This window comes from Streptomyces atroolivaceus, from assembly GCF_000717025.1.
GTDB lineage: Bacteria > Actinomycetota > Actinomycetes > Streptomycetales > Streptomycetaceae > Streptomyces > Streptomyces atroolivaceus.
The window spans coordinates 287,132-298,087 of the sequence record NZ_JNXG01000015.1; the positions used below are offsets into that span (position 1 = coordinate 287,132).

A 10,956-nucleotide genomic window follows, 5' to 3' on the forward strand; every position below is an offset into this window, starting at 1 on the left:
ACGGGGATGACGTCGCAGAAATACCTTTCCGAACTCTTCTCGCTGGAAGGCCGGGTCGCCGTGGTGACCGGCGGCAGCTCCGGCATCGGCCGTGGCATCACGGAGGCGCTCGCACGCGCCGGTGCGAGCGTGGTGGTCGTGGCACGCAGGGAGGCGGAACTGGCGCGGACCGTCGGTGAACTCGAGGCCGCCGGCTGCCGGGCGGCCTGGGTGAGCGCCGATCTGGGGACCTCCGAGGGCGTGCGCGTGGCCGGCGACGAGGCGGCGGCCGCGTTCGGCGAGCCCGACATCCTCGTCAACTGCGCGGGCGTCAACCTGCGGCCCCCCATGAGCGAACTCGACGAGGACGTCTGGGACACCACGATGACGGTGAACCTCAAGGCGCCCTATCTGCTGGGCCGCCGGTACGGCCCCGGTATGGCCGGACGCGGCTTCGGGCGGATCATCCACATCACTTCCCAGCAGGCGCACCGGGCGTTCGTGCAGAGCGGTGCGTACGGCGTCTCCAAGGGGGCACTGGAATCGCTGGCACGCTCGCAGGCCGAGGCCTGGTCACCGCACGGCGTCACCTGCAACACGCTGGTGCCGGGGTTCGTGATGACTCCGCTCAACCAGCGGCTGTCGTCGGACCCGGAGCGGGTGGCCGCCCTGGCCGCTCGCACGATGGTGGGCCGCAACGGGCTGGCCGAGGACTTCGCGGGTGCCGCGGTGTTCCTCGCCAGCGCCGCCTCCTCGTACGTCACGGGGCAGTCGCTGTTCGTCGACGGCGGATTCTCGGTGCACTGAGGCGACCCGCCGACATGCGGATGCCGCCCGGCGAAGGGCGGCATCCGCGGCGCACCAGCACCTGGGCGACAGGGTTCGGACGCGAGGCCCGTCGCCCGCACACCGGGCGCCCGGCGCCCGCTTCAGCTTTCGGCGCCCGCGGCCGGCGCCACCGTCTCGCCTGCGACCGCCGCGGCGACGGCGGACGAAGCCGCGTCCTTGTCGATGCCCAGCCCCGCGAGTACGCCCGCACCCCCTTCGAACTCCAGCAGGGCCAGCACGATGTGCCCGGTCCCGATGAAGTCGTGGCCGAGGCGGAGCGCCTCCCGGAAGGTGAGCTCCAGGACCTTCCGGGCCTCGGCGTCGTACGGGATCAGCTCGGGGACCTGGTCGGCCGCCGCGGGCAGGGCGAGCACCGCGGCCTCCCGGACCGCCTCCGGCGGGACCCCCTGGCCCGCGAGCACCTGAGCACCCGGCGACTCCGGCTCGGCCAGGACACCCAGGAGCAGGTGCCCCACACCCACCTCGTCGTTGCGGGCGGCGTGAGCCTCGTTGTGCGCGGCCATGACGACGTTCCTGGCCTGTTCGTCGAACCGGCCGAACCCCTGACTCGGGTCCAGGTCGGAGGCCTCGCCGGGCTTCTTGGGCACGAACCGCTTCTGGGCGGCCTGCCGGGTGACGCCCATACTCCTGCCGATGTCGGTCCAGGACGCACCCGAGCGGCGCGCCTGGTCCACGAAGTGGCCGATGAGGTGATCGGCGATCTCACCGAGGTGATCCGCCGCGACCACGGCTCCGGTGAGCTGCTCCAGTGCGTCGGTATGGGTCTTCTTGATCGCGTCGATCAGGTCGTCGAGACGGATGGGTGGGTCGGCGCGCAGCGGCTTCGTCATACGGCAACCCTAGGTTGACACCCCTAGGGCGTCAACCCGAGGTTGACACTTGCGCCGGGCGAAGGCCGCACGGGGAGAGGACGGGCCCTTGACCCCGCGCGGGCTCCGGGCCGTCCTGGGCCGAGGACGACGACCGAACCGTCAGAGGTCGAGGTCGACGACCACCGGGGCGTGGTCGGAGGCTCCCTTGCCCTTGCGCTCCTCGCGGTCCACGTAGCTGTCCTTGACCGCCGCCGCGAAGGGGGCGTTGCCGTAGACGAGGTCGATGCGCATGCCCTTGTTCTTCGGGAAGCTGAGCTGGCGGTAGTCCCAGTAGGAGTAGGGGTGGTCGTACTTGAGGGGGCGCGGCACCACGTCGGAGAGCCCGCTCTCGCGCAGCGTGGCGAGCGCCTCCCGCTCGGCGGGGGTCACGTGGGTGGCGCCCACGAAGAGCGCCGGGTCCCAGACGTCCTCGTCCGTCGGGGCGATGTTGAAGTCGCCGAGGACCGCGAACGGCAGGGCGCCGGCCGCGTCCGCCGCGACGGCCTTCTGCAGGGCCTCCAGCCAGCGGAGCTTGTAGGCGTAGTGGTCGTGGGCGACCTCGCGGCCGTTGGGTACGTAGACCGACCAGACACGGGCGGGCCCGCAGGTCGCCGAGATCGCCCTCGGCTCCTGCACCCCCTCGTACTCCGGGCCGTCGGGCAGGCCCGTCACCACGTCCGCGAGGCCGACACGGGACAGCAGCGCCACGCCGTTCCACCGGCCGGTGGCGTTGACCGCGGACTCGTAGCCCAGCTCACGCAGCGCTTCGGCGGGAAACTGCTCGAGGGTGCATTTGGTCTCCTGGATGCACAGCACGTCGGTGCCGCTGCTCTCCAGCCAGGCCAGCAGCCTCGGAAGCCGGGCGGTGATCGAATTGACGTTCCACGTGGCGATGCGCATGCAGCAAACCTAACCGCTCCCACTGACAGCCGGGTCAGAGACGGGTCGCGTCACCCGGGGCGAGCCGGCCGTGGTCCGCACCGCCCAGGGCGCCGATCTGCCTGTCGTAGATCGGGCGGGCGAGGTCGGTGAGCAGGGCGTCGTGGACGTCGATCGCACGGCGCGGCTTCACCTCGCGCACGTAGTCGATCACTTCCGAGATCTTGTTCCAGGGGGCCATGACCGGCAGCATCAGCGTGTCCACCGGGTGGTCGGGCACCGTGAGGGCGTCGCCGGGATGGAAGACCGAACCGTCCACGAGGAAACCGATGTTGGTGACCCTGGGGATGTCCGGGTGGATCACCGCGTGCAGTTCACCGTGCACCTGTACCTCGAGCCCCGCGGCGGTGAACGTGTCGCCGTGGCCGACGGTGTGCACACGCCCCGGGAACGCGGCGGACACCTGCTCGGCGACACTGCGCAGGGTCCAGACCCGGGCGGCGGGGTTGGACTCCAGCGCGGCTCGCAGCCGGGACTCGTCGAAGTGGTCGGGGTGCTCGTGCGTCACCAGGATCGCGTCGGCACCGACCGCGGCGTCGTCCTCGGTGAATCCGCCGGGGTCGATGACGAGCGACTGCCCGTCCCGCTCCAGGCGGACACAGGAGTGGGTCTTCTTGGTGAGCGTGAGAGACGAAGCGTTCATGCCCCCATCCTGCTACGCGGGCGGGGTCGTTTCCTCCTGGATCACGGACTGCGCGATCTCGAACGCCGCGCCTGCCGCCGGGATGCCGCAGTAGACGGCGGTCTGGAGCAGCACCTCCTTGATCTCCACGGGCGTGAGCCCGTTGCGCAGCGCGGCCCTGACGTGCTGGGCGAGGCCGCCCAGGTGCCCGGAAGCGACCACCGCGGTGAGGGAGACGCAGCTGCGGGCTCTGCGGTCGAGGCCCTCCCGGCTCCAGACCTCACCCCAGGCGTAGCGGGTGAGGAGCTCCTGGAAGTCGTCGGTGAAGCCGTCGGACGCGGCGGACGCGGCGTCCACATGCGCGTCGCCCAGCACCTCCCGCCGCACCTTCATCCCGCGGTCGTACCGGTCGTCGGGCCCTGCCGGGGAAGCGTCGGGCAGGTAGGCCGCGGGGGCTATCTCCGCGACGGGGACGACCGGGGCGAACGGGGCGGCGAAGCCCGGGGGCGGCGGTACGGGCGTCGACGCCAGGGTGTCCTGCCAGGCGGTCGAGAAGTGCATGAGCAGCAGGTCGGTGACCGCGGCCGGCTGTTCGACCGGGGCGAGGTGGGAGGCTCCGGGGACGAGGGCGAGCCGGGCGTCCGGGATGCCCGCGACCAGGGTCCGCGCCTCGGCTGGGCCCGTGACCTCGTCCTCGGCCCCGACCAGGACGAGGGTCGGCACCCCGATGCGGGGGAGCTCCGCACGGATGTCGAAGGCGGCCAGGGCCTCGCAGGAGGCGATGTAGCAGCCGGGGTCGGTGGTACGGACCATCTGGACGGCCCATTCCACGATGGCCGGCTGGGCCGCCGCGAAGCCGGGGGTGAACCAGCGTTCCGGGGATGTGCGGGCGATCGGCTCCAGGCCGTTGCTGCGGACGATCACCCCGCGCTGGCGGAACTCGTCGGCGGTGCCGAAGCGCGGCGACGCGGCGACGAGCGCCAGGGCGGCGACCCGGTGCGGGTGGCGCAGTGCGAGGTCGGCACCGACGGCGCCGCCGATGGAACAGCCCGCGTATCCGAAGCGCTGGACGCCGACGCTGTCCAGGGTGGCGAGGAGGCGGTCGGCGAGGTCGGTGACCGCGGAGGCGGGATGAGCCGGGGCTCCGCCGTGCCCGGGGAGGTCGTAGCGGAAGATTCTCCAGTGCTTGGACAGCTCGGGTATCTGGCGGTCCCACATGTGCCAGGTGGTGCCCAGGGAGGGCCCGATCACCAGGACCGGAGCGTCTTCTGGCCCGTCAAAGCGGTATTGCATGGTGTTCGGCAGTGTCTCGCTCACCCGCTAGACCCTCTCATCTCCCACAATCCCGCACAGCTCCGGGTAGGACCTGGCGGCTCCCGCCCTGGTCCGCGTACCAGGTGCGCCCTGGACTTCGGTCGCCCCTCTCCCCCGGTGCGGTGGTCCCCACCCGGCCGGTCCTCCACAGCCGCCGTGCCTGCTGTCGGCCGGCGTCACCAGCTCCCTGGCAGAGGCTGCCCGGACTGCTCGACGGGGAGCAGGTGCGGGCGTTTGGCGGTGCGTCGGTCACCGGAGGAACGGCCCCGGAGGCGGCGTTCGATCCAGGGGCCCAGGAAGGTGGCGATCCAGCGGAGCTCGGTGGCCACGGCCCGGAGCCGGTGCGGGGCGGGGAGGTCAGGCAGGGGTTCGGCCCAGGAGGCGTCGGCTCCGGGCAGGGCGAGGGCGTGGGCGAAGGCGTCGGCGATGCGCTGGTGACCGAGGGGGCCTGCGTGGAGCCGGTCGGCGCACCAGAGCCGGGGGTCGGTGAGGGCGGGGAGGCCCTCGGTCTCGGCGACCAGGACACCGTGGCGGTGGGCGGCCGCGCGGATCCGGGTGTTGAGGGCGGTGACCCTGGGGGCCAGTGGACGGGCGAGCGGGGCGATGGCGGAGATGTCGGGGTAGGTGACGGTGGCGACCCGGGCGCCGGACGCCGTGAGCGCCGCGAACATCGCCTCCAGGTGGCCGGCCACCTCGTCGGCGTCGAAGGCGGGCCGGATCAGGTCGTTCATCCCCGCGACGACGGTCGCGAGGTCCGGCCCGCACTCCAGTGCGGCGGGAAGCTGTTCGGCGCGCACCTGGGCCGCGGTCCGGCCTCGCACGGCGAGGTTGGCGTAACCGAGTCCGGGACCGGTCACCGCGACTCGTTCCGCGAGGCGGTCCGCCCAGCCGCGCAGGCCGGTGACGTCGTCGCCGTCGCCGACGCCTTCGGTCTGACTGTCGCCCAGGGCGACGTAACGCTCGTAACGGATGCCGTCAGTCATACGGGGCCTTCCGGGTGCGGGCACAGGGTGTCCCGGTCAGAGGTCGGGGGCGGTCCGTCGCCGGTCGACGACGGCCAGCACCCGTTGGCACCAGCGCAGGTTCTCCACCGAGGGGCGCGCGCAGTCGTCCCGGGGGCGCGACGGACCGCGTGCCGCGGCTGCGTGAGCGGGGGCGTGCGAGGAGCGAAAGAAACTTCGGCCGGAGGTGAATCCTTTTCGGACCCCCCCGCCTCTTATCCGTGTACCGGCCGAACGGGCCGGCAGAACCGGGAGGCAACACCCATGATGACCACAGTCCTCGTAGTGATCGGAGTCCTGCTCGTGGGCGCGTGCAGCTGGCACCTGCTGCGGCGCTACAAGAGCCGAAGCTGACCAGTCGCCTGCGCGCGGGGCGCCTTCCGGGTATGAGTAGCACATGAAACCACGCTTCCCCTGGCCGGACGAGCGGCTGATCAAGGCCGCTCAGGACGGCGACGTCACCTCGCTGACCACCGTCGTCATGGAATCGCAGCCTCATGTGCGCAAGTTCGCCATCTCGCTGTGCGCCTCGCCGCAGGACGCGGAGGACGCGGCGCAGGAGGCGCTGATCATCCTCTACCGGAAGATCGGCACCTTGCGGGCCACCGGCGCGCTCGCTTCGTGGATGTTCCGGATCGTGCGCAACGAATGCCTCCGGCAGGTACGGCTGCTCGTCCCGCAGAGGGCCGACGCGTCCGCCGAACCGGAGGCGTCCGCGGAGCAGTCCGCAGAGGACGCGGTACTGCACAGGATGGAGGTGGAGCGGATCGCGGCCGCGGTCAGCGCACTTCCCCGTGACCAGCGGCAGATCCTGATCATGCGTGACATCCAGGGCCTGCCCGGCAAGACCGTCGCCCACTCGCTCGGGTTGAGCAACGCCGCGATGAAGTCACGGCTGCACAGAGCACGTACAGCACTGCGCCATTCACTGACAGCGACCGACCAGGCGCAGGATCAGGCCATAGACCAGCCAGTGGGAGGAGACCCACGACCGTGAACACCGTGAACCTCGTGAAGCCCGCGCAGAGCGAGAAGGCCCCCGCTCAGTCCGGGGCGCCCGCGATGAACTTCGCCAGCAAGTCCGTCCCGCGCCACCTGGCGCGTGGCGCCATCGGCTTCGGGCTGATCATCGGCTCGATCGCCCTGGTTCCCGTCGCCGGGCCTGCCACGCTGCTGGCGGCCCCGTTGGCACTGATCGCCTTCCGTGGCTGCCCCACCTGCTGGATGGTCGGCCTGGCGCAGACCATCTCCCGCGGGCGGCTGGAACGCCAGTGCGTGGACGGCGTCTGCACCCTGACCAAGGCGCACCCCGCGACGGATGCCGCGCACGGGCCTGCAGCAGACAGTGACGTCCCGGCCGCTTCCCGGTGACCAGGGCCCGGCCTCTCCCCCGGACCGCGAGCACGGGAACGCCCGCTCCGTGAGAGTTCGGAGGCTTCAACCCCCCGAGGGCTTCGGCCCGCCGGCCCGGTTCGGTCTCCTCCCTCATGCCTCCCGGCCCGGGAGTGGCGTCACCGGGCCGGGAGGCACCGGGGCGCCGTCCGCACGGGACGAACGCCGAGGATTCCGATCACGCTCCGCGCAATACTCCACGGCGGCCGGAGCCGTGCGGAGACCAAGGTGGTACCGCCAGGCAAGGAAGAGGTGAACGATTACCCGGAAAATCAATTCCCCATACCAATGCCATGGTAATTGGTTTACGAAGCGCAACCTCGGTGCTAGGGTCCAATTCGAGATAGCATCGGGCTGGGCCGCCTAGTCGGCAGCGCCGTTGTTCGTGCTTCACGGGGGGAGCAAGAGGACCATGATCCGCCATGCCCGGATTAAGGCAGCAGCACCGCCATCAGACAGTGCGACACGAAGATCGTCCGGCGGTTCTGCGGAAAACCTGGAACAGCCGGACCGGGATGGACAGACGCAGTTCGACGACCGGACAGTTGCCGTCGTCGGACTTTCCTGCCGCTTTCCGGGCGCGACGAACCCGGCCGAGTTATGGGACCTCCTCAGGCACGGCCGCGATGCCATAGCGGATCCACCCGCGGATCGCGCACACCTTGCCGCTCCGGGTGACGGGACGCCGCTCCCTGGCGGTTTCCTCCCTGAGGTCGACACCTTCGACGCCGAATTCTTCGGCATATCCCCGCGTGAAGCCGCCGCGATGGACCCGCAGCAGCGGCTCGTACTCGAACTCGCCTGGGAGGCGCTGGAGGACGCCGGCACCGTCCCGGCCACGCTCGCCGGCACGGCCACCGGCGTCTTCGTCGGCGCCATCGCCGACGACTACGCCACCCTCACGCACGCGGCCGGCCCCGACGCCACCTCCGCGCACACGGTGACCGGGTTGCACCGCGGCATCATCGCCAACCGGGTCTCGTACGTCCTCGGCCTGCAGGGCCCCAGCATGGTGGTCGACACAGCCCAGTCGTCCTCGCTGGTCGCAGTACACCTGGCCTGCCAGAGCCTGCTCCGCGGGGAGTCCGTCGTGGCGCTGGCCGGCGGCGTCAACCTCAACCTCGCACCGGAGAGCACCCACGCCCTGGCAGCCTTCGGCAGCCTCTCGCCCGACGGCCGATGTCACGCCCTCGACGCCCGGGCGAACGGCTACGTCCGGGGTGAGGGCGGCGGAGTCGTGGCGCTGAAACTCCTCAGCCGGGCCAAGGCCGACGGGGACCGCATCCACTGTCTGCTGCACGGTGGCGCCATAGGCAGCGACGGCGCAAGTGACACCCTTCCCACTCCCGACGGGAAAGCCCAGGAACGCGTCATACGCGCTGCCTGGGCAAACGCGCGTATACCGCTGGAACAAGCACAGTACGTCGAAATCCACGGATCGGGCACGCGAGTCGGCGACCCCATAGAAGCTTCGGCTCTGGGCGCTGTTTTCGCATCATCCCGTACATCGGAGAATCCACTCGGGATCGGTTCGGTCAAGACGAACATCGGACACCTCGAAGGCGCTGCGGGCATTGCTGGGCTCCTCAAGACCATTCTCTGTCTCAAAGAGCGGGAACTCGTCCCGACCTTGAACTACCGGACCCCCAATCCGCAGATACCGTTCACCGATCTACGGCTCGCCGCCGTCACCGGAACCGGGCCGTGGCCGAATCCCGACGGGCCACTCGTCGCGGGTGTGACATCGGTCGGAATGGGCGGCACCAACTGTCATCTGGTGCTCGGCGAGTGGCAGGCCGAGGCCGCCCCGACCGCAGAGAACCCACCAGGGCATCCTGGAGAATCGGATGAATGCGATTCTGTCGCCTGGGTGCTTTCGGGACGCGGTGACAAAGCGCTGCGTGCCCAGGCGGCCCGTCTGCGCGAGCACCTCGCGGCGCACCCGGATCTCGGCGCCTCCGAGGTCGCCCGGGCCCTCGCTCACGACCGCACCGCCTTCACCCACCGGGCCGTCCTCGTCGGAGCCGGCCGGAACGACCTGCTGACGGCCCTGGACGCGGTCGCCGACGCCCGGGTCACCCATGCCGCGGTCGAGGGCAGCGGTCGACGGCCCCTCCGCGAAGCGGTGTTCGTCTTCCCGGGCCAGGGCTCGCAGTGGGCCGGGATGGCGGCGGAGCTCCTCGACAGCGCGCCCGTCTTCGCCCGGGTCGTCGGGGACTGCGAGCGCGCGCTGCGCCCGTACCGCGACTGGTCGCTCACCGATGTGCTGCGCGGACGCCCCGGCGCACCGGCCCTCGATCGCGACGACGTCGTGCAACCCGCCCTGTGGGCGGTGATGGTGGGGCTGGCCGCACTGTGGCGGGCGGCGGGTGTAGAACCGGCCGCGGTCGTCGGTCACTCGCAGGGCGAGATCGCCGCCGCCACCGTCAGCGGCGCCCTCGGCCTGGACGACGCTGCCCGGCTGATCGCCGTACGAAGCGCCGCCCTGAGCTCACTGGCAGGGCGAGGCGGGGGCATGCTCACCGTGTCGCTCCCCGCCGACCGGATCCACGACGCCATCGCCGAAGACCCGCGGTTGAGCGTGGCCGCCGTCAACTCGCCCGGTATGACCGTGGTGGCCGGTGACGGGGCCGCCCTGGACGCACTGGCCGCACGCTACGGCGAGGACGTCCGCACCCGGCGCGTCCCGGTCGCCTACGCCTCGCACAGCCCGCACGTCGATGCCGTACGCGACACGCTCCGGGCCGACCTCGCCGGGATCGCACCGCGCACCGGGGACGTGCCCCTGCACTCCACCGTGACCGCCACGGCGGTGGACGGCTCCGAACTGGACGTCGACTACTGGTACCGCAACCTGCGGGAACCCGTGCAGTTCGAACCTGTCGTGCGGGCACTGCTCGACGCGGGGCACGAGCTGTTCATCGAGATGAGCCCGCACCCCGTGCTGGCGCTCGCCGTGCAGCAGACGGCAGAGGCCGCGGACGTATCGGTCACCGCGCTCGGCACCCTGCGCCGCGGGGAGGGTGGCCCGCAGCGGCTGCTGCTCGCGTTCGGCGAGGCGTTCTGCCATGGCGCGGCGGTGGACTGGTCCGCCTTCCTGCCCGCGGGCACCGCCCGCGCCGAGCTGCCGACGTACGCCTTCCAGCGGCGCCGCCACTGGATCTCCGGGCAGCCCGGAGCCGCCAGAGCTCTACCGGCACCGCAGACCACGGCGCCCCCGGAGGTCAGTGCCGAGGGACACGAGGCCGAGCCGTCCGGCTCGTTGGCCGGACCGGCCGCCCTGGAGCTGGTCAGGGCACACACCGCCGCCGTTCTCGGATACGACTCCGCCGCCGAGATCGAACCACGCCGGACGTTCAAGGAGCTGGGGATCGACTCGGCGATGGCCGTCGAGCTGCGCAACCGGCTCGTCACGGCCGGCGGGCGCAGGCTCCCCACCACGGTGGTGTACGACCATCCCAGCCCCGCCGAGATGGCCGCGCTGCTCGCCGACGTGCAGCATGACGCTGCGGCCCTCGAGGCCCTTGCCGATCAGGACGACCCGGTCGTGATCGTCGGCATGGGGTGCCGTTTCCCGGGTGGGGTGGACTCGCCCGAGACGCTGTGGCAGGTCGTCGCCCAGCAGCGGGACGTGATCTCCGAGTTCCCGGCCGACCGGGGATGGGACCTGGACCGCCTCTACCACCCCGACCCCGGCCATGTGGGCACCACCTACGTACGCAACGGCGGATTCGTCCAGGGCGCCGCGGAGTTCGACGCCGAACTGTTCGGGATCTCGCCGCGTGAGGCGCTGGCGATGGACCCGCAGCAACGGCTGCTGCTGGAGGTGTCGTGGGAGGCCCTGGAACGGGCCGGGATCGCCCCGGACTCCCTGCGTGGCACTCAGGCGGGGGTCTTCACCGGCGTCATGGCCCAGGAGTACGGTCCGCGGCTGGGTGAGGCGGGTGCGGGTGCCGCCGGGTTCGGGCTGACGGGAACGACGTCGAGTGTGGCCTCGGGCCGGGTCGCC

10 protein-coding genes are annotated in these 10,956 nt (G+C 71.5%); 5 read left to right on the top strand and 5 right to left on the bottom strand.

The features are described 5' to 3' along the window. Window positions 1–6 precede the first annotated feature (6 nt). Window positions 7–786, top strand: coding sequence for an SDR family NAD(P)-dependent oxidoreductase (locus OO67_RS26170; protein WP_033303933.1), 780 nt, complete (start codon window positions 7–9; stop codon window positions 784–786). Window positions 787–908: 122 nt separating this feature from the next. Here OO67_RS26170 and OO67_RS26175 read toward each other — a convergent pair whose 3' ends face one another. From OO67_RS26175 to OO67_RS26195, 5 genes are all read right to left on the bottom strand, one after another. Next, complete coding sequence (locus OO67_RS26175; RefSeq protein WP_033303934.1) at window positions 909–1,658, bottom strand: Clp protease N-terminal domain-containing protein; 750 nt, start codon at window positions 1,656–1,658, stop codon at window positions 909–911. A 141-nt stretch (window positions 1,659–1,799) separates the two neighbouring features. After that, window positions 1,800–2,579: an exodeoxyribonuclease III gene (locus OO67_RS26180; protein WP_033303935.1), complete on the bottom strand. Its 780-nt coding sequence runs from the start codon at window positions 2,577–2,579 to the stop codon at window positions 1,800–1,802. A 34-nt stretch (window positions 2,580–2,613) separates the two neighbouring features. Beyond that, window positions 2,614–3,261, bottom strand: a complete 648-nt coding sequence (locus OO67_RS26185; RefSeq protein ID WP_033303936.1) for an MBL fold metallo-hydrolase — start codon at window positions 3,259–3,261, stop codon at window positions 2,614–2,616. A 12-nt stretch (window positions 3,262–3,273) separates the two neighbouring features. Beyond that, the gene (gene pcaDC, locus OO67_RS26190; protein WP_435840281.1) at window positions 3,274–4,533 is read right to left on the bottom strand and encodes a bifunctional 3-oxoadipate enol-lactonase/4-carboxymuconolactone decarboxylase PcaDC; all 1,260 of its coding nucleotides are present in this window, start codon (window positions 4,531–4,533) and stop codon (window positions 3,274–3,276) included. 197 nt (window positions 4,534–4,730) lie between these two features. Beyond that, window positions 4,731–5,537, bottom strand: coding sequence for an SGNH/GDSL hydrolase family protein (locus tag OO67_RS26195; RefSeq protein ID WP_033303938.1), 807 nt, complete (start codon window positions 5,535–5,537; stop codon window positions 4,731–4,733). Between the two features lie 282 nt (window positions 5,538–5,819). On the opposite strand from OO67_RS26195, the gene OO67_RS38745 reads away from it, so the two are divergent. The 4 genes from OO67_RS38745 to OO67_RS26210 form a co-directional block, all read left to right on the top strand. Then, window positions 5,820–5,909 carry an LPXTG cell wall anchor domain-containing protein gene (locus OO67_RS38745; protein WP_157841737.1) on the top strand — a complete coding sequence of 30 codons (90 nt, stop codon included), beginning with the start codon at window positions 5,820–5,822 and terminating at the stop codon, window positions 5,907–5,909. A 43-nt stretch (window positions 5,910–5,952) separates the two neighbouring features. After that, on the top strand, window positions 5,953–6,552 hold the full coding sequence (locus OO67_RS26200) for an RNA polymerase sigma factor (protein WP_078598295.1): 600 nt from the start codon (window positions 5,953–5,955) through the stop codon (window positions 6,550–6,552). Beyond that, window positions 6,549–6,926, top strand: coding sequence for a hypothetical protein (locus tag OO67_RS26205; protein ID WP_033303939.1), 378 nt, complete (start codon window positions 6,549–6,551; stop codon window positions 6,924–6,926). The genes OO67_RS26200 and OO67_RS26205 overlap by 4 nt, the downstream gene beginning before the upstream one ends. A gap of 517 nt (window positions 6,927–7,443) precedes the next feature. Continuing rightward, the coding region (locus OO67_RS26210) for a type I polyketide synthase (RefSeq protein WP_425274684.1) at window positions 7,444–10,956 on the top strand (3,513 nt) is incomplete at its 3' end.

Coding starts and splice junctions, on each gene's coding strand:
- OO67_RS26170 (WP_033303933.1), top strand. CDS start 7: ATGACGTCGCAGAAATACCTTTCCGAACTCTTCTCGCTGGAAGGCCGG.
- OO67_RS26175 (WP_033303934.1), bottom strand. CDS start 1,658: ATGACGAAGCCGCTGCGCGCCGACCCACCCATCCGTCTCGACGACCTG.
- OO67_RS26180 (WP_033303935.1), bottom strand. CDS start 2,579: ATGCGCATCGCCACGTGGAACGTCAATTCGATCACCGCCCGGCTTCCG.
- OO67_RS26185 (WP_033303936.1), bottom strand. CDS start 3,261: ATGAACGCTTCGTCTCTCACGCTCACCAAGAAGACCCACTCCTGTGTC.
- pcaDC (WP_435840281.1), bottom strand. CDS start 4,533: ATGCAATACCGCTTTGACGGGCCAGAAGACGCTCCGGTCCTGGTGATC.
- OO67_RS26195 (WP_033303938.1), bottom strand. CDS start 5,537: ATGACTGACGGCATCCGTTACGAGCGTTACGTCGCCCTGGGCGACAGT.
- OO67_RS38745 (WP_157841737.1), top strand. CDS start 5,820: ATGATGACCACAGTCCTCGTAGTGATCGGAGTCCTGCTCGTGGGCGCG.
- OO67_RS26200 (WP_078598295.1), top strand. CDS start 5,953: ATGAAACCACGCTTCCCCTGGCCGGACGAGCGGCTGATCAAGGCCGCT.